We start from the raw sequence: 23995 nt of genomic DNA on the forward strand, positions 1-23995 counted from the left end.
GCTGCCCAGTGAGGCCGCCCGATAAGGCCGCTCACGGGTCGCCGCGGTACCAGGCTTCGGTCTCGGCCGCCGGCGCGTTCTCGTCCGGGCGCGGGGGCCGGGCCCGATCGGCCCAGTGGCGCAGCGCCCGCGCCAGCTCGGCGGTGTGCTCCGGTCGCACGCATCCGTGCACCGCGAAGTACGCGACGATCGGCCCGGCGACCGGATCGCCGGCGTCGCAGCGGGCGCACAGCAGGACCTCGCTGACGCCCCGGACCTCGTTCCCCGACGCGTTCGTCCAGGTGTGCGGCAGGCGCAGCACGGCGAGGACGCTGTCGGTGCGGCACCGGGGGCAGGGCGGGTCGCCGGTCATGCCCCGCCGATCGCGTCCGCGCCCAGCAGGGCCTTGACGTCGCCGTAGAGCGCCGGTTCGGCGGTGACCCGGAACGGCTGGAGGTCCAGCAGCACGCTTCTGGCGCCGGGGCGGTGCAGGCGCACGTGTACGGGTGCGCGGCCGGGATGGGTGGTCAGGATGTGCTTGAACTCCTGGACGAGCCGTGGGCTCAGCTGGGTCTCCTGGATCGAGATCACCACGGGAGGCTCGGTGTCCGCCCGGGAGACGTCGAGGAGGGCGATCTCCTCGCCGTACACGCTCATCGTCTCGTCGCGCACGTTGATCCGGCCCCGCACGGAGATCACGCGGTCCTGGGCCAGCGCCTCGCCGTACAGGGTGTAGGTCTTGGGGAAGACGAGCACCTCCATGGCGGCGTCGTGGTCCTCGAGGGTGACGATCGCCCACGGGCTGCCCTGCTTGGTGACCTTGCGCTGCAGGCCGGAGACGATGCCGCTGATCCGGGTCGCCCCGTCCTGCCGCCCGGAGGCCAGCAGGTCGGCGAGGGTGGTGTCGCGGTTGGCGTCCAGGACGCGTTCGGCGCCGTCGAGCGGGTGGCTGGAGACGTACAGGCCGAGCATCTCGCGCTCGAAGTCCAGCAGGGTGTCGCCGTCCCACTCGCCCTCGGGGATCGCGATGGAGAAGGCGCCGCCGCTCCGGCTCGGCTCCCCGAACAGCGAGTCCTGGCCGCGGGCCTCGTTCCGCTTGACGTCGATGATCGAGTCGACGGCCTGTTCGTGGACGGCGACCAGGGCCTTGCGGTGATGCCCGAGACTGTCGAACGCGCCGGCCTTGGCCAGCGACTCGATGACGCGCTTGTTGCAGACCGCCGTCGGGACCTTGCCGAGGAAGTCGTTGAAGTCGATGTAGCGGCCCTGGGCCTCCCGGGCGGCGACGATGGCGTCCACGACGCCGGCCCCGACGTTGCGTACGGCGCCCAGGCCGAAGCGGATGTCGGACCCGACGGCGGCGAAGTCCAATCGGCTGGCGTTGACGTCCGGGGGCAGCACCTTGATGCCCAGGCGGCGGCAGTCCGACAGGTAGACGGCCATCTTGTCCTTGTCGTCGCCGACGGAGGTGAGCAGCGCGGCGAGGTACTCCTGGGGGTGGTTGGCCTTGAGGTAGGCGGTCCAGTAGGAGACCAGGCCGTACCCGGCGGTGTGGGACTTGTTGAAGCCGTAGCCGCTGAAGGGGACGAGGACGTCCCAGACCGCCTTGATCGCCTCGGCGGAGAAGCCGCGGCCGCTCATGCCGGCGGAGAAGCGGTCCCATTCGGCGTCCAGGACCTCTTTCTTCTTCTTGCCCATGGCCCGGCGCAGCATGTCGGCGGCGCCGAGCGAGTAGCCGGCCAGTTGCTGGGCGATGGCCATGACCTGCTCCTGGAAGACGACCAGGTGGTAGGTGTCGCCCAGGATGGGCTCCAGGGCCTCCTCCAGCTCGGGGTGGATCGGCTCGACCGGCTGCTTGCCGGTCTTGCGCAGGGCGTAGTTGGTGTGGGCGTTCATCTCCATCGGCCCGGGCCGGTACAGCGCGTTCACCGCCGCGATGTCGGTGAACGTGGTGGGCTGCATGAGTTTCAGCAGGACCCGCATGCCGCCGCCGTCCAGCTGGAAGACGCCGAGCGTGTCGCCGCGCGCCAGCAGCCGGTACGTGGTGGCGTCGTCGATGGGGATGTCGAGGATGTCGATGTCGACGCCCTTGTTGGCCCGGACGTTGGCGATCGCGTCGCCGATCACCGTGAGGTTGCGCAGGCCGAGGAAGTCCATCTTCAGCAGGCCCATGTCCTCGGCCTGGGTGAAGGGGAAGCCGGTCACGATCGGGCCGCCGGCCTTGGGCTTGACCAGCGGGATCACGTCGATCAGGGGCTCGCTGGACAGGATCACGCCCGCGGCGTGGATGCCGGTGCCGCGGGTGAGGCCCTCGATGCCGGCCGCGGTGTCGAGCACCCGTTTGACGTCGGGGTCCTGCTCGTACATCTGGCGCAGCTCGGCCGCCTCGCCGTGCCGGGGGTGGCCCTTGTCGTGGACGGCGGCCAGCGGGATCTCCTTGCCGCCGACCGCCGCCGGGAACGCCTTGGTGATGCGGTCGCCCAAGGCGTACGGCAGGCCCAGCACGCGGCAGGAGTCCTTGACGGCGGCCTTGGCCTTGATGGTGCCGAAGGTGACGATCTGGCAGACGCGGTCGTCGCCGTACTTGCGGGTGACATAGTCGATCATCTCGTCGCGCCGCCGGTCGTCGAAGTCGAGGTCGACGTCCGGCATGGAGATGCGCTCGGGGTTGAGGAAGCGTTCGAAGATGAGTTTGTGCTCGATCGGGTCGAGCTGGGTGATCCCCGTGCAGTACGCGACGATCGATCCGGTGGCCGAGCCGCGGCCGGGGCCCAGGCCGATGCCGCGCTCCCGGGCATGGCGGCAGATGTCGGCCACCACCAGGAAGTAGCCGGGGAAGCCCATGGCCTCGATGACCGACAGCTCGTAGTCGATGCGGTCGAGCACCTCCTGTGACGGCCGGCCGTAGCGGCGGCGGGCGCCCTTGAGGGTCTCCTTGCGCAGCCAGCTGGCCTCGCTCTCCTCCTCGGGCACGGGGAAGCGCGGCGTCAGGTCCCGGTGGGCGAACACCTCGCCGTAGTCGCCGACCCGCTCGGCGATCAGCAGCGTGTTGTCGCAGGCCCCCGGCACCTCGGCGTCCCACAGCGCGCGCATCTCGGCGGCGGACTTGACGTAGTAGCCGCTGCCGCCGAACCGGAACCGGTCGGCGTCGGCCAGCCGCTTGCCGGTGCCCACGCACAGCAGTGCGTCGTGCGCCGGGGCCTGGTTCTCGGTGACGTAGTGCGAGTCGTTGGTGGCCAGGGGCGGCAGGCCGAGCTCCTTGCCGAGCTTGAGCAGCTCCTCGCGGACCCGGCGCTCGATGGCCAGGCCGTGATCCATCAGCTCCAGGAAATAGTTGTCCCTGCCGAAGATGTCGCGACAGCGGGCCGCCGCCTCGACGGCCTGGGCGTACTGGCCGAGCCTCAGTCTGGTCTGCACCTCGCCGGATGGGCAGCCGGTCGTGGCGACGATGCCCTGGCCGTACTCGGCGAGCAATTCGTCATCCATACGCGGATATTTCTGGACGTGGCCTTCCAGCCAGGCCCGCGACTGCAGCCGGAACAGATTCCGCAGGCCCTGCGCCCCGGTCGCCCACATCGTCATGTGCGTGTACAGGCCGCGCCCGGAGACGTCGCCACCCTCGCCGGTCCCGTCGTTGGAGCGGCGCAGCGCGAGGTTGTCGCTGTAGTACACCGGCTGCCGGTGGTGCCGCGAGAGCGGGGCGACGTAGCTCTCGATGCCGATGATCGGTTTGATCCCCGTCTTGCGCGCCGCCTGGTAGAACTCGTACGCCCCGTGCACGTTCCCGTGGTCGCTCATGGCCACCGCGGGCATCCCCTGCCGGGAGACCTCGTCCATCAACAGCCCGACCTTGGCCGCGCCGTCGAGCATGCTGTATTCCGTATGCACGTGGAGATGCACGAAAGATCCCACCGAGACCACGCCTCCTGGTTGTAGGCTCACCCGCGAACCCGAGCATTCGACCCGAGAGCAGGCCCGGTTGTCCAACAATCGACACACCGAAGAGCCACAACCACCAGTGGTGGAAGAGGCGGCGTTCGACCTGGACCTCGCCGCCGTCCGCGCCTTCGTCGTCATCACCGAGGACCGCTACTTCAGCGAGGCCGCCGCCAGGCTGGGCATCAGCCAGCAGGCCGTCTCCAAGCGGATCGCCAAGCTCGAGTCCGACCTCGGCGTACGGCTGTTCTCCCGCACCCGCACGGGGGCCGACCTCACCGAGGACGGCAAGACGTTCCTGCACCACGCTCGCGCCCTCGTCGGCATCGCCGACCAGGCACGCGAAGTGCTGCAAGGCCGGCGCCGCTCGCTCCGGGTCGACGTCCTGGACACCCGGCTGCGCTCCAGCGACCTGATCCGGGAGTTCCACGAGACCGTCGAGGACGTGAACGTCGAGGTCATCACCTCGAACGGGCTCAGATCGGCCCGCGGCGCGCTCGTCCGCGGGTCCCTCGACGCCGCCTTCGTCCGTGTCAGCGGGACGCTGGAGGAGGACCTGCGGCACGTGCCGGCCTACCTCGAGCCCGTGCATCTGCTGGTCGGCCGCGACCATCCACTCGCCGGCCTGCGGGAGGTGGAGGTGGAACGCCTGTCCGGGACGACCGTGTGGATGCCCGGCAACGTCCCGGACAGTGAATGGGCCGAGTTCTACCGCCTCCTGAGCGCCGCGTTCGACATCCCGATCGACACCGCGGGGCCGGACTTCGGCTGGGAGTACTTCGTGGAGCAGATCGGCTCCGGCCAACGCATCGGGTTCGTGGGGGAGGGGCTCCGGATGCCCTGGCACCCGCGTACCGTCCAGATCCCGGTCGTCGCCCCCGCCCCCGTGTACCCGTGCTCGCTGATCTTCCACCGGCACAGCCATCACCCGGTGCTGGCCCGGCTCGTCCGGTACGTGACGGACAACTACCGGCCGTTCGACCCGCACCGCCAGTGGCTGCCGGACCCCGACCGCGCCGCCTTCAGCGCATGACCGAGTGGGTGCCCGGCCGGTCAGTCGCGGGTCGTGAGTGCGAAGATCTTGACGTTGGGCATCGCCGGGCTGGTGAACGAGACCGCCTCGCGGGCCGCGTCCACCGGCACCGACACCCGCCAGATGCTCACCTTGCGCCCGTCGGCCGTGCCGTTGACGTTGTAGCGGGTGCCGGCCGTGATCGCCGCCTCCTCTCCGAAGCGCGGTGACGCGCTCGCCCAGTCGGTCACCTTCAGCGGGGCCGTGGAGGTCGTGCCGTCCGCGTAGGTGATCGTGAGCTCGGTCTGCTGGTCGCCGTTCACGGCCGTGACCAGCAGGTCGAGGGCCTGGTAGCGGCCCGGCGTGAGGTAGGTGCGCTGGCCGCGCAGGCCGTGGAAGTTGCCCGCCGCGCCCCTGGTCTCCGGGATCAGGTAGGCGCCGCCCGACACGGTGCGCAGGCCCGGCTCGGGTAGTTGCTCGGCCGGGAAGCTCCAGCCCTTGCCGTCCAGGTTGCCCTGGGGCTTGGCGTCCGCGGTGGCCACGCCGTCCACGTCGTACTGGAGTCTCTGGGCGCAGGAGGAGCCGGACGGCTCGCACGCGGCGGGCAGGTTCGGGATCGGGGCCTCGGCGGCGGGGACGCGGTCCACGGGGAGGTCGCCGGGTGCGGTCGCCCACGAGGTGTCGGGAGTGGCGCCGACGTTCACCACGACGTCGCCACCCTTGTCGAGCAGGGACTCGGGCAGCCAGGAGCGGGTGTACGCCTTGCCGTCGACCTTCACGTCCTGGACGTAGACGGCCTCGGGGGCGGCCTGCGGGGCGCTGACGGTGATCGTGCGGCCGTTGCCGCGCTTGATCCACGCCTTCGGGAACATGGGGCTGGACAGCAGCATCTCGGCCCGGCTCGGCGTCTGGGGGTACATGCCGAGCGCGGCGAAGACGTACCAGGCGGACATGGTGCCGAGGTCGTCGTTGCCGGGCAGGCCGCCGGGGCCGGTCTTGTACACGAGGGAGGCCATCGCGCGTACCGTCTCCTGGGTCTTCCACGGCTGCCCCAGCGCGTTGTAGAGCCACGGGACGTGGATGCCGGGCTCGTTCGTCGGGTCGTAGCGGAAACCGTCGCCGCCGGTCGCCCACGAGCCGTCGGCGCGGTGGAAGAACGTGTCGAGCCGCTTGGCCGCCTGCTCCCGGCCGCCCATGGCGGCGGCCAGCCCCGAGACGTCGTGCTGGACCATCCAGGTGTAGGTGGCGCTGGTGCCCTGCGCGAAACCGGCGTCCGAGGTCGCCGAGAACGGCCACAGCCAGCCGCCGTCGGCCTTGCGCGCCTGCTGGTAGCCGCCCTCCGGCCCGGCCGACGGGTTGAACGTGTTACGCCACCAGCTCGCCCGCGGCATCAGCAGGTCGCGCTCGGCGGTGCGGCCGAGCCGGCCCGCCCAGTCCGCGAGCGCGAAGTCGGCGGTCGCGTCCTCCAGCGTCTCCGCCGCGCCGCCCCAGCAGTGGCAGGTGTCCTGGGGCGCGTAGCCGAGCCGCAGGTACTCGGCCAGGTTCGGGCGCTGGCCCTCGCACTGCCCCGGGCACCCCTTGTCCGACAGGCCGGACGGGTGCGGCACTGTCGCCTGCGCGAGCAGGGAGTCGAAGGCCCCGCGCACGTCGAAGTTGCGCACGCCGAGCGCGTAGAAGCCGGCGAGCGCGGGGGCCGACGGGTCGCCGGTCATCACGTGGGTGGGGCCGTTGACGTGCACCCAGCGGTCCCAGACGCCGCCGTTCTGCCGCGCCAGGTTGTACAGGGACTGGGCGTAGTCGCCGGCGACCCGCGGTTCGAGCAGGGCCAGGAGCTGGGTGTGCGCGCGGTACTGGTCCCAGCCGGAGAAGTTGCCGTACTGGACGCCCTGGCCCCGGGCCAGCCGGTGCACCTGCCGGTCGCCGCCGAGGTAGGTGCCCGCGACGTCGCTGGTCACGTTGGGCTGCAGGTAGGCGTGGTACATCGCCGTGTAGAACGTGGTCAGCAGGTCCGCCGAGCCGCCGGCCACCTCGACCGAGCGCAGCCGCTCGTTCCAGGCGCGGGTGGCCCGGGCGGCCACGGACGCGACGTCGTCCCGCCCGGAGATCTCCTCGGCCAGGTTCTGCCTGGCCGCCGCCAGACTGGTGTAGGAGATGCCGACCTTCATGCGGACGTCGGCGCCGTCGAAGGTGACGTACCCGCCGGAGCCGCGGCCCGCGCGGTCGGCGCCCGTGGCGTAGCCCTCGCCGCCGCTCGCCGTCGTGGTGCCGGGGCGCAGGTCGCCGTTCACCCAGGTGCCGGTGGCGGCGAAGGCGCGGTCGAACGAGGCGGCGAAGTGCAGCCGGTAGTAGCTCTTGCGGTTGTTGACGCCGCCGTTGGCCCGGCGGCCGCAGAACGCGCCGGTCAGCACCGAGCCGGTGACCGTACGGGTGGCGGGGTCGATCGTGATCTCGGCGTCCTCGCTGCCGTTGAGCGAGTTGGACACCCGGAACAGCAGGCTGGCCGGCGAGCCCTCCGGGAAGCTGAACTCGCCCACGCCCGCGCGGGTCGTGACCGCGAGGTCGGTCCTGACGCCGGAGTCCAGCGTGACCGTGTACCGGCCGGGCCGCGCGCTCTCCTTGTCGTGGCTGAACGTGCTCGCGTAGATCGCGTCGGTCTTGTCCGCGGTCGGCGACGAGGTGACCTGGCCGGCGAACGGCATGATCGGGACGTCCCCGGCGGCCCCCGGATGGCAGCCCGCGCCGTTGACGTGCGTGAGCGCGAAGCCCCGCACGCGGGGCGTGTTGTAGGAGTAGCCGTTGGCGCCCGCGGCGTTGGTCTGGTCGCCCGCCGTGTTGGTCGGGCTCCACGAGATCATCCCGAACGGCAGGACGGCGCCGGGGTAGGTGTTGCCGCCGTTGGCCGATCCGATCAGCGGATCGACGTGGCGTACCGGATCGGTGACCTTGGCGGGATCGGTGACCTTGGCGGGGGAGTGGGCTGCGGCTGCCGGGACGGCGACGGCCGTGCTGAGCACCGTGCTGAGCACCGTGCTGAGCACCGTGCCGATGATCGCGGCGGCGAGCCACGAGCGGGGAGTGAACACCTCATGATCACACCGGCTCACACTAACTGAGCCATGAACACCTACGTAAGACCAAAAGTCCGGAAGCGGTCAGTATCCCCGCACCTGCGGCCAGGCCAGCTCGAAACCGTCGGCGACCAGCTCGGCCTGGAACCGTTCGAGCGCCGCGGGATCCTCGTGGACCTGCGCCGGTTCGAGCCGGTTGTCCAGGCAGTGCGCCGCCAGCGCGCCGGCCGCCTCGCCGGCGTTCCACTCCACCGGGTGCAGGCGGTAGCAGCCGTTGGTGATGTGGGTGGTGCCGAGGTTCTTCCCGGCGGCCAGCACGTTGCGCACGCGGACGGGCAGCAGCGCGCCCAGGGGGATCTGGAACGGGCAGCTCGCCACGTCGATGTAGTTGTCGCCGCCGGTGGAGGGGTGCAGGTCGATGCGGTACATCCCGACGCCCACGGTGTCGTGGTAGGCGACCGCGCCGTGCTCGCCGCGCACCGCCAGCGACAGGTCGTGCTCCACGACCGTGCGGCGGGCGCGGATGCGCCGCGACTCGCGGATGTAGGGGCTCTTGGCCAGGCCGTCGGCGGTGCCCATGACGTCGGGGCGCAGCCGCAGCCCCGGCCAGCCGGTGCCGCCGTCGGGCCGGGGCGCCTCGGTCTGCAGCCAGTGGAGCATGCTGAGCGCCTGGTCCCTGGCGCCCTGGAGATGCCGGGCCCGCTCGTCCTCGGTGACGCCGATCAGCGGCCCGGGGAGGTAGTCGATCTGCGGCCAGTTGACCACGACGACGTCGCTGACCGCGAAGCCGGGCTCGAACACCTCGCGGCACAGGATGCGCCGGAACACCCACAGATCCGTGTCGCCCGGGTCGCGGCTCTGGTCGGCGACGACCGGGCCCGACGAGGCGTGCGGCACGAACCTGCGCGGCTTCGGCTCCAGCGTGCGCGGGTCGGGCGCGACGAGGCTGAGCAGCCGGTCCGGCCAGAACGGCGGCCGGTAGTCGCGCCAGAAGGAGTAGTCCTTGGGCCGGTCGACGGTGTGGTCCTCACCGGCGCGGTGCTCGACGGCGAAGACCCAGGAGAACGCCTGCATGTTGGCCGGCTGCGCCTGCGCGGGGGCGCTGGGCTCGCCGGTCTCCGCGGCCGACTCGAAACCGGTGACGTGCTCGATCCCCGCCAGGGGCAGCAGGTCGCCCAGCTCGGTGGCGTCGAGCACGTACGCCGCGCGCACGTGGAACGGCTCGCCGTCCGGGCCCGCGAAGGTCACCCCGGTCACCCGGTCGCCGTCCACGTCGGCGGCCACCGGCCGGTGCAGGTAGCGGATCGTCAGCCGCCCGGCGGCGAGGTACGGGCCGACCATGTCGGCCAGCACCGCGGCGGCCACCCGGGGCTCGCAGCAGAGCCTGCTGACCGTGCCGCGCCCCGGGTTGAGGTCGGGCGCCTCCCGGGACTCGCGGGTCAGCGGGTACCAGGTGCGGTAGTGGTCGCGGATGGCCGTGCGTAACCTGCGGTAGGAGCGGGTCGCGCCGAACTGCTCGATCCACGGATGCTCGTCCGGCGGCACGCCCTGGCTGGTGAGCTGCCCGCCCAGCCAGTCGGTCTCCTCGGTGAGCACGACGGTCCGGCCGCGCCGCAGCGCCGCCAGCGCCGCGGCGACCCCGCCCATCCCGCCCCCGACCACCAGGACGTCCACCTCGGCGCCGCTCAAATCACATCACCTTTCTCGAAGAAGTCGACCTCGCCGCGTTCCATGAGGACGATGAGGCTCAGCAGCGCGCCCCAGGTCTGGAACGGCTCGCTGTTGGGCTTGTCGCACGCGCCGCCGTGCACGCTGGAGTAGTTCTCGTGCACGTGGCGGTGCTCGTTCCATTCCTTCAGCACGAGCCGGGAGCTGCCTTCGGCGAGCCATGCGGCCGCGGGCCGTTCCCCGGCGCGCAGCAGCCCCAGGTAGACGAGGAAGTTCACCGGCGGCCACGCCCGTCCCGCCCAGTAGCTGCCCTCGCCGACGTCGACCGGCTCGTCGCGGGGCGAGGTGGGCAGCAGCCATTCGCCGCCGAAGCCGTCGTCGGTCATCAGGCGCCCGGACACCATGCGCCGGGTCCGTTCCCCCGCGCCGACGCCGGCCAGCATGGGGTAGAAGCTCATCGTGGACAGCCGCTCGGTCGGCAGCCCGGTGTCGGTGCGCCTGCTGCGGTAGACGCCGCTCGGCTCGTCCCACAGGGACTCCATCGCCGCCACGACGGCCGCGTGCCGCTCGCGCAGCTCCGCCGCGGCCTCCTGGTCGCCGAGGACGTCGGCGATGTCGGCCAGCGCCTCGCAGTCGGCCGCGTACAGGCTGTTCAGGCCCACGTCGTGGGCGGCGAGCAGGCTCTTGGCCTGGTCGAAGGGCACGTCCTCGAAGACCGGGTGGTTGTCCCAGCCGGTCTCGCAGGTCGCGCCGAAATGCTGGTGGATGCGGGGGATGTCCTGCGGCGAGGGGAACTCGGGGTCGAAGTACGTCGAGCCGGCGCACAGCAGGTCACCGTCCCGGCGCACCCGCCACCACCAGCGGTTCCAGGACAACAACGGCTCGAAGCACTCCTCCAGGAACCACCGGTCGCCGAACCTGCGATAGAGCTCCCGGACCACCAGCGAGCCCACCGGCGGCTGGGACCCGTCGTGGGTCGTGCGGCCGGTGCCCTGCTCGACGTTGGGCACGAAGCCCTCCGGCGTCAGGGCCCGCAGCATCTCGACGGTGTTGACGTAGGCGAGCTCCTTGCTCGACACGGCCGCCAGCAGCGCGTTGAAGAACGCGTCCCAGCAGAACAGGGAGTAGCCGCCGCGCTTGCCGACGTTCCAGAGCCGGCTGACGGTCGTGATCACGCGGGAGCGCGCGGGCTCGTAGACGGTGTTCCAGGAGATGGCGTCCCTGACGATCTCGCGGTGCTGCGCCAGGGGGTCGGTGCCGGCCACCCCGATCGCGGCCGAGGCGCGGGCGACGATCCGCGCGATCTCCGGCAGGTCGCGGGCACGGCCGGTGCTGATCCCGACGGCGCCGGTCAGCTCCATCGCCAGGTACGGCCCGTCGACGTCGGTGTAGGGGTCGTCGACGTGCGGGGCCGTGCAGAAGACCTCGACCGTCCCGCCGGGCCCTTGGGCGGTGACCCGGTCGCCCTCGCGGGTGACGGAGCCGGGCCGGTTCCACAGATAGGCGACGCCCACGGTCAGCAGCGCGCTCTTGTGCTGGTTGGCGGTGGGTGTCACCAGCACGACGAGGTCGTCGCCGGTGTGCGCGGTCTGCACCCGGATCGTGACGCCCGCCCACGTCACGGTGGTCTCGGTGTAGCCGCCGTCGTAGGCGTGCCGGCCCAGGGTGACCGTCTCCGCGCCCTCGGTGCGGCGGCCGATCTGGGCGGCGCGCAGCGACGTGCCCCGGTAGTACTCCTTCAGGCCGAGGGACAGGCCCAGGGCGTCGGGGAGGAGGACGTGGGTGAGCACGCTGCGCGTGTCCCAGGTGTTCCAGCCCCGGGCGAGCGAGTCCTGGACATGGGCGTAATGCGGCATTTTTTCCTTCATAGGGGGATCCACACCCGCATGGCGTGCGGCCCGCGGTTGGCCCAGGCGTAATAGGGGATCAGCGTGAGCTCCGCGGGCCGCGCCGCCGGGGCCGGCTGCCCGTGGGGCCGGTAGGGGGACTCGGCGGGCCCTCCTGCCAGCGCGCCGCCGGCTCGGAGCACGGTCACGCCGCCGAGGAGGTCCGGCCGGTGTTCGGGCCGCGGCGGCGTGGCGGTGTTGATGCGGAGGTCCTCCAGGACGACGCCGGACGGCTGGTCGGGCTGCTCGATCGCGTAGACCAGCGGCCCGCGGGTGACGGCGACACACCCCCGCGTGGCGTCCACGCGATCGTCGGCCACCATGAACCGGGCGGGCATGGGCATCCGCAGCACCACCCGATCGCCGGGCCGGAACACCCGGCGGACGCGGGCGTAGCCGCCGGGCTCCACCGGCTTGCCGTCCACGGTGGAGCCCTCGGCCCAGTCCGGTACGCGCAGCGCCAGCTCCATCTCGCGCGGCGGCGCCTCGCGCACGGTCACCGTGACCAGGCCGTCCCACGGGTAGTCGGTGCCGACGTCCACGGCGAGCCCACCCGAGGCCAGCGAGCTCTGGGCGTACAGGTGCACCTGGAGGCCGTCCTCCGTGCCGGTAGCCAGGTACGTGGGCAGGGCGGCCAGCGTACGCATCACGTTGGGCGGGCAGCAGGCGCAGTTGAACCAGGGACGGCGGCCGTGCGCCGGTGACCGCTGCACGTCGCCCCGGGCGCCGGTCCGCCGGTGCAGCGTGTTGACGTAGAAGTAGTCCGCCTCGGTCAGCGACACCGCGGGCAGGAGGGCGTTGTACAGCAGCAGCTCGATCTGGTCGGCGTAGGCGGACTCGCCGGTGGCCAGCAGCAGCCGCCACGCCCACTGCATGGCCCCGATCCCGGCGCAGGTCTCCGCGTACGCCCGGTCGGGCGGCAGCTCGTACGCTTCGCCGAACGCCTCCCCGTCCCAGCGCGCGCCGACGGCGCCGGTGACGTGCTGCTTGCGGCGGCGCATCACGTCGTACTGCCGGCGCATCACGGCCAGCAGCTCGGTGTCGCCGGTCTCGATGGCGACGTCGGTGGCGCCCGCCGCGAAGTAGACGGCGCGCACGGCGTGTCCCTCCACCGTCTCCGCCTCGCGTACGGGCAGCCGGTCGGAGTAGTGGGCGGGGTCGCCGTAGTGCGAGGGGTCGAAGCCCGGCTTGACGGCACGACCGTGCCCGCGGGCTTCGACGAAGTGGCGGGCCAGGTCCAGGTACCGTCGTTCGCCCGTCTGCCGGTACAGCTCGACGAGCGCCATCTCCACCACGGGGTGGCCGTCCAGCTCCTCGCGCAGGCCGGGGCCGAACGTGCCGGCCAGATGGTCGGCCAGCCGGGTGGCGACCCGCAGCAGCTCCGTCTCGCCGGTCGCCCGGGCCGCGGCCACGGCCGCCTGCATCAGGTGGCCGGCGCAGTAGTGCTCGTGGCTCATCCACAGCCGCGCGTACCGCTCCTCGCCGCGGACCTGGATCGCGGAGTTGAGGTATCCGTCCTCGCGTTGCGCCGTCGCGATCGTACGGCCGAGCGTGCGCAGGTGGTCCAGCAGCGCGTCGTCGGGGCTGCGGGCGTGCTCCCAGGCGACCGCCTCCAGCCATTTGTAGACGTCGGAGTCACGGAAGCTCGCACCCTGGGCCTCACCGGCCGCCTCGCCGGCGGCGATCCGGAGATTGCCGAGGTTGCCCGCTTCGTCCAGCCGATCGTGCCCGAGCGGGATCGCGGCCCGGTTGGCGTCCAGCCGCCGGGCCCAGAACCCGCCCGCCACGCGGCTGCCGGAGAGCGGCAGCGGGCGCAGCGCCACCGCGGCGGCGGGGCTCGGCACGGCCGTCATGCGGGCGCCTGCCGGCGGAACCGGACGGCGTCGGCGATGACCACGCCGTTGGCCGCGTCGCTGAGCTCGACATATCCCTCGAGGCCGGCCCGGAAGGAGAAGGTGCCCAAAGACGTCCATTCGCCCATGCGCGGGTCGGGTACGCCGCGCACCTGCTGGTTGACGGACACCGCAGTGGTGCCTGCGGCATGGTGGACGACGTAGGGGGCGTTGGTCGCCCGGTTGGGGTCGGCCGCGTAGGAGACGAGCACCTCGTAGCGATCCTCGCCCGGGAGCGCCGGTCGCCATCGCGCGGTGCTGGCGCCGGTGCCGCGGGCGTGCGTCAGGTAGTTGAAGCCGTAGTATCCGCTGACGCCCCTGCTGCTCGGCCAGGTGCCGGTGGTCTCGAATCCGAGCCCGCCGTTGTCGACGGTGACCTCCTCGCGGACGTCCGGCGCGGCGGAGCCCCGGACGAGGCTCAGCTGGTCGAGCGAGATGGTCGTGCCGCCACCCCGGCCGGCGCCGGCCAGCGTGAAGCGGATGGTGTGCGGGCCGGGCAGCAACGCCATCCGGCCCAGGTAGGCGACGTCGTACCCGTCGCCGCGGAACGACGTCAGATCCAGCGTGGAGGTGCGCGGCGCCTTCCCGTCCACGGTCACCGTCACGAGGCCCCCGTCGCCGGAGCGGAAGTAGCGCAGCCACACTTCCTCCCGTCCGCCCGGGGCGACGATCAAGGGGTACTCGATGTAGTCCCCGATCGCGCCGGGAGTGAAGACGGCGCGGGCGCCGCCGCGCGCCGTGGCCTCCTCCACCACGGTCACCGTCCCGCCCGACAGCTTGGCCCGCGCCGCCGGGCGGCCCAGGTCGTGCGTCCTCTCGGTCAGCTTCGGAGGGGTGACCAGACTGTCCCGGCCCTGCGTCAGCCACTCCAGGTTGAACCGGGCGGCGGCCACGCGCCGCGGAGAGCCGTCGAGGTCGCCGTCGCAGCCGTAGAGGAGGATGATCGTGCCGTCGGACAGGGACGCCAGGTCCGAGTAATATCCCCGGCCCGGGTTGACCGAGCGGCTGTACCTGAAGGAGTGGCCCTCGTCGTAGCTCACCGCGACCGTCATGTTCCAGCGCATCGGCGAGTCGGGCCGGCTGAACAGCACGCGGTTGACGTCCTCGCCGCCCGGCCCGCCGGTGTAGCGGATGAGGCCGGTGTCGACGCCGTTGAAGAGTGCGGGGCTGAAGTCCATCCTGGGCGGCGACCAGGTCAGGCCGCCGTCCGTGCTGACCGCGATGTCCCGTGGCCAGTCGTTGCCCGAACCGGGCCGGCTGTTCATCACCACCGTGCCGTCCGCACGCTGCACCAGCCTGGCCTCGCCCACGACGGGGTAGCCGTCGCCCATCGGCACCTCGCCGCCGGACTGCCACGTGGCGCCGTGGTCGTCGCTGTAGACGGTGGAGGCGCCGTAGTGGCGATCGGCGGTCGGGACGCCGGTGATGATGGTGCGGTGGGACACGGTGAGCAGCAGCCGGCCGGAGTCGAGCTGGATGCCGTGGCCGGGCCCCGGGCCGTGCATCGCCCAGTTGTACGGGAAGTGGTCGAAGAGCCCGGCCAGGCTGCGCGGTTCGCTCCAGGTGACGCCGCCGTCCTTGCTGGAGATGACGTACACCGTGCTGGAGTCGGCGGAGCAGCTCGTGTTCTCGGGTAACTGCACGCAGAGCCCGTGGAAGAGGAACACCTCGCCGGTCACCCGGTCCACCACGAAGGTGGGGTTGGACCAGGACTCGCCGTCGACGGACGCCGCCACCGTCTGCGACGGGTTCCAGGACTTCCCTCCGTCGGTGCTGCGGCGGACGAGCAGGTCGTGCGGTCCGGCGTCGCACACTTTGTGCCGGCCTTCCGTGCAGGCCAGGATCGTGTCGTCGGGCAGGACGGCCAGGCCGTACACGTGGTAGCTGGCCAGCGGATCCACGGCGGAGTCCCACAAGGTGGCCTCCGCGAAGAACGGCTGGGCCACGGCCGGCGCGGCCGCGGCGGGGGAGGGCAGGGCGGCCGCTGCGGCGCCCGCGGCGAGCCCGAGGGCGAAGGCCCGCCGGCTGATGGGCATGGTCATGCGACTCTCCTCGGCAGGAGCTTGGGGGGTGCTCGGGTCTATTGCGGGTCGAGTGGTCCTACGAGGTCATGGATCCGGCCCAGCGCGGCGCGCAGCTCGGCGAGCTCTGTTTCGGTGAGAGGCAGGAACGGCGCCGCGGCGTGCGGCGGGCAGAGCCCCAGCAGGTGCAGCGCGGTCTTGATCACGACCACGCCGCTGACCCCGGGGCGGACTCCGAAGAGCGCGGCCAGCCGGTCGACGTCGTGCTGCAGCGCCGCCGCGGTGGCGTGGTCGCCGCCACGGCCGGCCTTGAGCAGGTCGACGCAGAGCGCGGGCGCGAGCATGCCCACCCCCGGCACCAGCCCGGCGGCCCCCGTGCGGAGCCCGTCGGCGAGCTGCCGTTCGGCACCCTGGGCCACCTGGAAGCCGGGGCGTTCTCCGGCCAGGGCACAGAACTCGGCGAACAAGGCCGCGTCCCCCGAGCTGTCCTTCAACCCGATGACGGCCGGCTCGTCGAGCAGGCGGCGCATCACGGACACGGGGACCGGGTTACCGGTGTATCCGGGGCTGTTGTAGACGACCACGGGGTGGCCGTGGCGGGCGAGGTCGCGGAAGTGCGCGTGCAGTTCGCTCTCGGTGTGCCGGAAGTAGGACGGCGCGAGGACGACCACGGCGTCCAGGTCGAGCTCCGCGAGGCGGTCCATGCGCCGCAGGGTCTCCCGGGTGCCCGTGCCGGCGGCGGCCACCATGACCCGGGCGGGCGCACCCGCCAGGTCGCGCCACATGGCGGACACCTCCACCGCGTACGCCCGGACGGCGTCGGCCGGCAGCAGCGGGCCCTCGCCGTTGGTGCCGGCCAGCATCAGCGTGGTGACGCCGGCGGACGCGAGGTGGGCCAGCAGCGGCCGGACGGCCGGCGGGTCGGGCCGCCCGCCCCGGTCGAGCGCGGTGACGAGCGGGATGATCATGCCGGTGACCGGATGGTCGGTATCCATGGCACCTCCCTCGGCAAACGCTCCGGACGGTATCCGCGATCAACGCGGGACGCTAGATGCTAATGGGTATTAGTAATTCGCTCTTGTTTCCCGCGTTCTTTTTCGCCCAGGTCCATTGACGCCTCACAGAAGCGAGGGTCAAACTTTGCGTTCGTTGGGTCAGGCGCATTAGCAGGAGGCCCGAATGAGTCGCGGACCGGTACGGAGGCCTACCCAGGCCGATATCGCGCGCCTCGCGGGGGTCAGCCAGGCCACCGTCTCGCTCGTGCTGAACGAGCGGGACTCCGACGTCCGGATCAGCCAGGCGACCCGGGAGCGGGTGCTGGCGGCGATCCGCGAGTGGGGTTACGTCGCCAACGCCTCGGCGAGATCCCTCGCCGGCGGCCAGAACAAGATCATCGGCGTGTTCACCTTCGAGCCGGTCTTCCCGACGACCAGCGTCGACTTCTACTTCCCGTTCCTGCTCGGCATGGAGCAGGCGGCGGCGGAGCTCGGCTACGACCTCCTGCTGTTCACCAGCCTCGGCGGCGAGCGGCAGGTCTTCCGCGACGGGTCCACCCGGCTGTCGCTCGCGGACGGCGCGCTGCTGCTCGGGCGTGACCCGAACGTCGAGGAGATCCAGCGGCTGCGCGACACCGGCTTCCCCTTCGTCTACGTGGGACACCGGGAGGTGTCGGGAGAGCCGGTCTCCTACGTGGCGGCCGACTACGCCACGGCGACCCAGCAGCTCACCGAACGGCTCTTCGAGCTCGGACACAGGCGCGTCGCGTACGCCCGCATCGGTGACGGCGACGCCCAGCCCAGCCGGGACCGGGAGAAGGGATTCCGGCGGGCGATGCCCGCCGGTGAGGCCAGGCGGCTCACGGGCCCGGTGTGGACGCTGGAATCCGCCGACGACGTGGCGGGCCTCCTGGCCGAGATCCGGCACGGCGGCATCACCGCCGTGGTCGCCGAGCAGGTCCTCCTGGCCGAGGAGCTCCTGGAGTGCGCGCGACGGCACGGGATGTCGGTCCCGGACGACCTGAGCGTCGTCGTGCTGGGCGACTCCACCGGCGCGCACCGCACCGACACCCCCTGGACCGGCCTGGTGGTCCCACGGGAGCAGATGGGCCGGCAGGCCACCCACCTGCTGGTGCGGCTGCTGGAGGCACCCGAGCCGGATGCCCGCAGAGAGAACGTCGAGTGCCCCCTCATGCCGGGCGCGACCGTGGCCCCACCAAGGAGACAGCAGTGACCGAACCAGGTAAGCCCACATGATCCGGGTCATCGCCAAACGACTGCTCGTGGGCGTGCTGGTGATGTGGGGCGCCGCCTCGCTCATCTTCCTCATCGTCCGGGTCGCCCCGGGCGATCCGGCCACGATCCTGCTGGGCCCGGACGCGAGCCGGGAGCAGGTGGCCGAGCTCACCGGGAAACTCGGGCTCGACCGGCCGGTGTTCAGCCAGTACCTCGGCTACCTCGGCGAGGTGGCCCGGTTACAGTTCGGCGACTCCTACCGGTTCGACCGGCCGGCGATGTCGGAGGTGTTCGAGCGCCTGCCCGCGACCGCCGACCTGATGCTCGCCTCCACCGTCATCGCCGTGTCCCTCGGCCTCGTGCTCGGACTGCTGGCCGGCGCGCGCCCGGGCGGCGCGGTCGATCGGCTGGTCACCGCGGGCACCATCGCCCTGCAGTCGTTCCCCACCTTCTGGGTGGGCATCATGCTGATCCTCGTCTTCGCGCTGGCCTTCCGCCTGCTGCCCAGCGCCGGGGCGGGCTCACCGGCTCACCTGGTCCTGCCGGCGGTCACGCTGGCTCTGCCGTTCACCGCCATCGTGGCCCGCCTGACCAGGACCAGCGTCGCGGAGACGATGCGCGAGCCGTACATCCAGACGGCCCGCTCCAAAGGGCTCACCGAGCAGCAGGTGCTGCTCGGCCACGCGCTGCGCAACTCCCTCATCCCCGTGGTGACCATCGTCGGGCTGCACATGGGCGGCCTGATGGGCGGCGCGGTCGTGGTCGAGAACGTCTTCGCCTGGCCGGGGCTCGGCACGCTGGTGGTGGACGCGGTCTCCAACCGTGACTACGCCGTCGTGCAGGCGGCCACGTTTCTGATCGCGGGCATCGTGATGCTGTTCAACCTCGTGGCCGATCTGCTGTACTCCCAGCTCGACCCGCGCATCAAGCTGGACGGTGCGGCATGACCGCCGTCGCCGTCCGCCGGCCCGTGGTGCGCGGCCGGTGGCTCAGCCGGATCCCGTACGCCGTCCTGACCCTGTACGTCGTGGTCGCCGGGGTGGGACCGCTGGTCCTCGACTACAACCCCGTGCGCGTCTCCCTCGACGACCGGCTGCTCGGCCCGGGATCGCGGCTCGCGTCGGGCGGCGTCGCCTGGCTCGGCACCGACGGCCTCGGCCGTGACGTCCTCGCCCAGGTCGTCTACGGCGCCCGCACGTCGATGATCATCGGTGTCTCGACGGTCGTCGTCTGCTGCGTGATCGGCGTGACCGTCGGCATCGTCGCCGGCTACTTCCGCGGCCGGCTGGACACGGTGCTCGCCCGCGGCATCGACATCCTGCTCGCCTTCCCGGCGATCCTGCTGACCATCGTGATCGCGGGCGCCTTCGAGCGCAGCGTGCTGGTGGTGGTGATCGCGCTCTCCGCGACGGCCTGGATCTCCTTCGCGCGGGTCACCCGCGGCGTCGCGCTGTCGATGCGGGAGCGGGCCTGGATCGACGCGGCCCGCGTGCTCGGCGTACGGCCGGCGTCCATCCTGGTCCGGCACATCCTGCCGCTCACGGTCGGCCCGGTCGTGGCCCTGGCGACGCTGGAGTTCGCCCTCGTCGTGCTGGCCGAGGCCGGGCTCAGCTTCCTCGGCATCGGCCTGCCCGGCTCGTCGGTGTCCTGGGGCCAGACCATCGCGAACGGAAAGCAGTATCTCGAAACCGCCTGGTGGATCTCCACTCTGCCCGGCGTCGCGCTGTCGCTGCTGATCATCAACATCGGGATCCTCGGCGACCAGCTCACCGCCAGATACGGACGCGGACACCTCAGGTGACTGCGGCGACCGTCGTCCGGCAGGCACATAACCCCTTCCATCACGAGCACCCCCCGAAGAACCATCCCCGGAAGGCGGGAAGACGTCCATGACCAGACCCCTTGCCTCAGGTAGGCCGCGGCTCGCGGCACTGGCCCTCATCGCCGCCGCGACCCTCGTGCTCGGCGGCTGCAGCGCCGCCACCGGCGGCGGCACGGGCGGCGGCGGTGGCACCGGCGGCGAGATCACCGTCGCCGGCACCTACGCGATCGATAGTCTCGATCCGGCCAGCCCCACGGGCGGCAGCGCCACCGGCACACAGCTGGCCTCCAAGGCGATCTTCAGCCGGCTGGTACGGCCCCGCCCGGACGGCACCCTGGAGGGCGACCTCGCCACCGCGTGGAAGCCCGACGGCTCCGCCTCGCAGTGGACGTTCACGATGCGCCAGGGCGTGAAGTTCAGCGACGGCAAGCCCGTCACCGCGGACGACGTCGTGGCCTCGTTCAAGCGGATGATGGATCTCAAGAGCACCAACGCGGCCAACTTCGTCGGTTACACGATGACCGCCTCGTCGCCCACCGAGGTCGTGCTGAAGGCGCCGAAACCGGACGCGGCGGTCCCGTACAAGCTCGCCATCTTCTACGTGCTGCCCGGCAGCCTGACCGGCGAGAACCCGGCGTTCTTCCAGCACCCGGTCGGGTCGGGGCCGTTCAAGGTGGAGAAGTTCGACCCGTCCGGCACGCTCGTGCTGGTGCCGAACCCTGACCACTACGGCGGCGCGCCCCAGGTCAAGCGGGTGACCATCCGCAAGATGCCCGAGCTCGCGGCCCGGCTGACCGCGCTGCGGACCGGTGAGGTGGACCTCGCCTGGGGCATCCCCGACGACCAGCTCGCGGAGCTGCAGCGCGACTCCACCCTCAAGGTCGAGACGGTGCCGAGCACCGCCGTGTTCACCATGTGGTTCAACTCCTCCACGCCCGCGCTGAAGGACGCCAAGGTGCGGCGGGCGCTGTGGCAGGCGGTCGACTTCGCCACCATCATCAAGCGGCTCTATCCGCAGACGGGCACCCTGGCCGACGCCCCGGTCTCGCCCGTCACGCTCGGCTACGCCCCCCAGGAGCCAGTCCGCTACGACCCGGCCGCGGCGAAGGCCGCGCTGACCGACGCGAAATTCGACTTCTCCACCAAGCTGCGGCTGCAGTTCGCCAACGCCGAGTTCCGGCCGTTCAACCAGGCGATCGTCTCCGACCTGCAGAAGATCGGCGTCCAGGTGGACCTGCTGGAGAAGGAGCAGGCGGTGTTCACCAAGGACCTGCTCGCCCTGAACTGGGACGTCAACTTCCAGCAGCTGTCGAACCCCACGTTCGACGCGGCCAACACGCTCGGCCGGCTCTACCCCTGCGCGGCCAAGCGCAACGGCTACTGCAACCCCGAGCTCGACAAGCTGCTCGCCGCCGCCGGGGCGAGCTCGGACAGCGACGAGCGGGTCAAGCTGTACGGCGAGGCCAGCAAGATCATCTGGCAGGACGCGGTCGGCATGTTCCCGATGGCGGTCAAGTACGCCTACGCCTGGAACCACCGCGTCACCGGCGTCACCCCGGACCCGAACGGGCTGCCGGACTTCGCCGGCGTGCGGGTCAGCAGCTCATGAGCGGCGTGCGGACCCCGGTCGAGACGCCGGTCGAGGTGGACGGGCTGCTCGAGGTGGCCGGGCTGGTCGTCGACCTGCCCGGCGCCCGCGGCCCGGTCCGCGTCGTCGACCGGGTGACGTTCGACATCCCGCCGGCGACGACGGTCGGGCTCATCGGCGAGTCGGGCAGTGGCAAGACGATGACCGCGAACGCCGTCATCGGCCTGCTCCCGGAGGGGGCGGCGACCGGCGGGGAGCTGCGCTGGCGGGGCGAGGACCTCCTGAAGACGAGCCCCGCCCGCCGGCGCCGGCTGCGGGGCCACGAGATCGCGATGATCTTCCAGGACCCGCTGGCCGCGCTCAACCCGACCCAGACGATCGCCCGCCAGGTGGGCGAGATACTCCGCCGCGCCGGCCGCCCCCGCGACCAGGTGCGCCGACGGGTGCTCGAACTGCTCGAGCGGGCGGGGATCCCCGAGCCGGACAGCAGGATGCGCAGCTACCCGCACGAGTTCTCCGGCGGGATGCGGCAACGGGCCATGATCGCCCTCGCGCTGGCGGGCAGCCCGGCGCTGCTGCTCGCCGACGAGCCCACCACGGCGCTGGACGTGACCGTCCAGGCGCGCATCCTGCGCCTGCTGCGCTCCATCCAGCAGGACGAGGGACTGGCGATGCTCCTCGTCAGCCACGACCTGCGGGTGGTGGCGCACGTCGCGCACCAGGTCGTCGTCATGTACGCGGGCCGGGTCGCCGAGCGCGGCCCGACCGAGGCGGTGCTGGCAGGCCCGGCTCACCCGTACACCCGCGCGCTGGTCGACAGCGTGCCCGCGGTGCGGACCCGTACCGCGCTGGCCCACCCGCTGCCGGGCACGCCGGCCACCCCGGCGAACCGGCCGCCGGGGTGCGCCTTCCACCCTCGGTGCCCGCTGGCGCGCGAGCGGTGCTGCACCGAGGAGCCGGAGACCAGAACCGTCGCGCCCGGCCGGTGGGCCGCGTGCCACTTCGCCGAGGAGCTGCTGCAGCGATGAGCGTCGATCTGCTCGAGGTGCGGGACCTGCGGGTCAGCTTCGGCCGGCGTACCGCGTGGTTCCGGTCGCGCGCCGCCCGCCGGTCCGGGGACTTCGTCGCGGTCGACGGCGTGAGCCTCACCGTGGCCCCCGACGAGATCGTGGGGGTGGTCGGGGAATCGGGGTCGGGCAAGACCACGGTGGCCCGCGCGATCGTCGGCCTCGTACGGCCCGACTCCGGCGCCGTCCTGCTCGACGGCGTGCCCCTGGGGCCGGTCGGGCGGCGGACGACGGCGCAGCAGCGCGCCGCGCAGATGGTCTTCCAGGACCCGCGGTCGTCGCTCAGCCCGCGCATGACCGTCGCCGCGATCATCGACGAGGCGTGGCGCACCCATCCGAGTTCGGCCCCGTCCGGCGACCGCACCGCCGCGCTGCACCGCCTGCTCGACGACGTCGGACTCGACGCGAGCGTCGCCGGGCAGCGGGCGGCCGAGCTGTCCGGCGGGCAGTGCCAGCGGGTCAGCATCGCCCGCGCGCTCGCGGTCCGGCCCCGGCTGCTGGTGTGCGACGAGGCGGTGTCCGCCCTGGACGTGTCGGTCCAGGCGCAGATCCTCCGGCTGCTGGTCGACCTGCGCGAGCGCCACCATCTGGCCATGCTCTTCATCTCCCACGACCTCGGCGTGGTGCACCAGATCGCCGACCGGATCGCCGTCATGCGCCAGGGTGTGGTGGTGGAGGAAGGGCGGGCGACGGAGGTGCTGGGGGCGCCCCGGCACGAGTACACCCGCAGCCTGCTCGATGCCGCTCTCGAACTGTCCGGCTAGAGCGCCCCGGGGTCAGCCGGCGGTGCTCTCCCTGACGATCAGCCGGTGCGGCACGATGATCTCGGCGGGCGCGGCGGCCGAGCCGTTGATCGTGTCCATCAGCGTGTTCACCGCCCGGCGCGCGATCTCCCCCTTGTCCGGGGCGATCGTGGTCAGGCTGGGCGTGCTGTACTGGCCCTCCTCGATGTCGTCCAGGCCGACCACGGCCACGTCGTCGGGGACGCGGCGACCGGCCCTGGTCAGCGCCCTGATCGCACCCAGGGCGAGCAGGTCGTTGTAGCAGAACACCGCGTCGGGCGGCTCGGGCAGGGCGAGCAGGTGCTCCATGGCCTCGGCGCCCAGCCGCCGGTGGAAGTGCGGGGTGGAGACGACGAGCCGCTCATCCACCTCCAGGCCCGCGCGGGCATGCGCCTGGCGGTAGCCGGCGGTGCGGAGTTGGGCGGTCTCGCCGGTCGCGTACGGCTGGTCGCCGATGGCGGCCACCCGGCGGCGGCCCAGGTCCAGCAGATGGGTGGTGGCCTCGCGGGCGGCGGCGACGTTGTCGATGGCCACGTGGTGGAAGCTGCCGTTGAAGATGTGCTCGCCGAGCAGCACGATCGGGATCCGGTTGGCGCGCCCGCGCAGCTCCTCGGCGGAGATCGTCAGCGGGCTGAGCAGCAGCCCGTCGAACATCGTGGCCCGCGAGTCCCGCCCGAGCAGCTCGCGCTCCCGGTCGCCGTCGCCGTCGGTCTGGTCGACCATCACCACGTAGCCGCGGGCGCGGGCCGCCGTGATCACCTCGCGCGCCAGCTCGGCGAAGTACGGCACGTCCAGCTCGGGCACCACCAGGGCGATCATCCCGGTGCGCCCCTGCTTGAGATTGCGCGCGATGAGGTTGGGACGGTAGTCGAGCTCGTCCAGCACGGCCTGCACCCGGGCGCGCAGCTCGTCTGACACCGGCGCATACCCGTTGACCACGTTGGACACGGTGCGAATCGATACATTCGCCCGTTTGGCGACATCGCGAAGCGTTGGACCGGCCATGCGTCTCCTATACTCCCGAAGGCTCTCTCTTGGGAAGA

16 protein-coding genes are annotated in these 23995 nt (G+C 72.0%); 7 read left to right on the forward strand and 9 right to left on the reverse strand.

The features are described 5' to 3' along the window. Positions 1 to 31: 31 nt before the first annotated feature. Both ACWDRB_RS23560 and dnaE read right to left on the reverse strand, forming a co-directional pair. Positions 32 to 352 carry a DUF6300 family protein gene (locus ACWDRB_RS23560; RefSeq protein WP_449896822.1) on the reverse strand — a complete coding sequence of 107 codons (321 nt, stop codon included), beginning with the start codon at positions 350 to 352 and terminating at the stop codon, positions 32 to 34. Next, positions 349 to 3879, reverse strand: coding sequence for a DNA polymerase III subunit alpha (gene dnaE / locus ACWDRB_RS23565; protein WP_449896824.1), 3531 nt, complete (start codon positions 3877 to 3879; stop codon positions 349 to 351). The genes ACWDRB_RS23560 and dnaE overlap by 4 nt, the downstream gene beginning before the upstream one ends. A 121-nt stretch (positions 3880 to 4000) precedes the next feature. On the opposite strand from dnaE, the gene ACWDRB_RS23570 reads away from it, so the two are divergent. After that, positions 4001 to 4948 (forward strand): LysR family transcriptional regulator, encoded by a 948-nt coding sequence (locus ACWDRB_RS23570; RefSeq protein WP_449896826.1) that lies wholly within the window; start codon positions 4001 to 4003, stop codon positions 4946 to 4948. Positions 4949 to 4968: 20 nt separating this feature from the next. On the opposite strand, the gene ACWDRB_RS23575 is transcribed toward ACWDRB_RS23570, so the two are convergent. The 6 genes from ACWDRB_RS23575 to ACWDRB_RS23600 all read right to left on the reverse strand — a co-directional run bounded on the left by ACWDRB_RS23575 (position 4969) and on the right by ACWDRB_RS23600 (position 16457). Next, positions 4969 to 8010, reverse strand: coding sequence for a GH92 family glycosyl hydrolase (locus ACWDRB_RS23575; protein ID WP_449896828.1), 3042 nt, complete (start codon positions 8008 to 8010; stop codon positions 4969 to 4971). 69 nt (positions 8011 to 8079) lie between these two features. Then, a complete protein-coding gene (locus ACWDRB_RS23580; protein WP_449896830.1) occupies positions 8080 to 9684 on the reverse strand; it encodes an FAD-dependent oxidoreductase in 1605 nt (534 codons plus the stop codon). After that, a complete protein-coding gene (locus ACWDRB_RS23585) occupies positions 9681 to 11519 on the reverse strand; it encodes an MGH1-like glycoside hydrolase domain-containing protein (protein WP_449896832.1) in 1839 nt (612 codons plus the stop codon). The genes ACWDRB_RS23580 and ACWDRB_RS23585 overlap by 4 nt, the downstream gene beginning before the upstream one ends. Before the next feature lie 8 nt (positions 11520 to 11527). Next, the gene (locus ACWDRB_RS23590; protein WP_449896834.1) at positions 11528 to 13402 is read right to left on the reverse strand and encodes a glycoside hydrolase family 127 protein; all 1875 of its coding nucleotides are present in this window, start codon (positions 13400 to 13402) and stop codon (positions 11528 to 11530) included. Beyond that, positions 13399 to 15483: a golvesin C-terminal-like domain-containing protein gene (locus ACWDRB_RS23595; protein ID WP_449896836.1), complete on the reverse strand. Its 2085-nt coding sequence runs from the start codon at positions 15481 to 15483 to the stop codon at positions 13399 to 13401. The genes ACWDRB_RS23590 and ACWDRB_RS23595 overlap by 4 nt, the downstream gene beginning before the upstream one ends. 38 nt (positions 15484 to 15521) lie before the next feature. Continuing rightward, on the reverse strand, positions 15522 to 16457 hold the full coding sequence (locus ACWDRB_RS23600; protein WP_449896838.1) for a dihydrodipicolinate synthase family protein: 936 nt from the start codon (positions 16455 to 16457) through the stop codon (positions 15522 to 15524). 184 nt (positions 16458 to 16641) lie between these two features. On the opposite strand from ACWDRB_RS23600, the gene ACWDRB_RS23605 reads away from it, so the two are divergent. From ACWDRB_RS23605 to ACWDRB_RS23630, 6 genes are all read left to right on the forward strand, one after another. After that, on the forward strand, positions 16642 to 17691 hold the full coding sequence (locus tag ACWDRB_RS23605) for a LacI family DNA-binding transcriptional regulator (protein WP_449896839.1): 1050 nt from the start codon (positions 16642 to 16644) through the stop codon (positions 17689 to 17691). Positions 17692 to 17710: 19 nt separating this feature from the next. Further along, positions 17711 to 18640: an ABC transporter permease gene (locus tag ACWDRB_RS23610; protein WP_364241142.1), complete on the forward strand. Its 930-nt coding sequence runs from the start codon at positions 17711 to 17713 to the stop codon at positions 18638 to 18640. Continuing rightward, complete coding sequence (locus ACWDRB_RS23615) at positions 18637 to 19494, forward strand: ABC transporter permease (protein WP_449896841.1); 858 nt, start codon at positions 18637 to 18639, stop codon at positions 19492 to 19494. The genes ACWDRB_RS23610 and ACWDRB_RS23615 overlap by 4 nt, the downstream gene beginning before the upstream one ends. A gap of 88 nt (positions 19495 to 19582) precedes the next feature. Continuing rightward, a complete protein-coding gene (locus tag ACWDRB_RS23620) occupies positions 19583 to 21124 on the forward strand; it encodes an ABC transporter substrate-binding protein (protein WP_449896843.1) in 1542 nt (513 codons plus the stop codon). After that, entirely contained in the window at positions 21121 to 22131 is a 1011-nt protein-coding gene (locus ACWDRB_RS23625) for an ABC transporter ATP-binding protein (protein ID WP_449896845.1), read from the forward strand. The genes ACWDRB_RS23620 and ACWDRB_RS23625 overlap by 4 nt, the downstream gene beginning before the upstream one ends. After that, a complete protein-coding gene (locus ACWDRB_RS23630; RefSeq protein ID WP_449896847.1) occupies positions 22128 to 22934 on the forward strand; it encodes an ATP-binding cassette domain-containing protein in 807 nt (268 codons plus the stop codon). Before ACWDRB_RS23625 ends, ACWDRB_RS23630 begins: the two co-directional genes overlap by 4 nt. A 12-nt stretch (positions 22935 to 22946) precedes the next feature. On the opposite strand, the gene ACWDRB_RS23635 is transcribed toward ACWDRB_RS23630, so the two are convergent. Continuing rightward, on the reverse strand, positions 22947 to 23957 hold the full coding sequence (locus tag ACWDRB_RS23635) for a LacI family DNA-binding transcriptional regulator (protein ID WP_363968468.1): 1011 nt from the start codon (positions 23955 to 23957) through the stop codon (positions 22947 to 22949). Positions 23958 to 23995: the final 38 nt, after the last annotated feature.

This window comes from Nonomuraea sp. NPDC003707 (assembly GCF_053587055.1).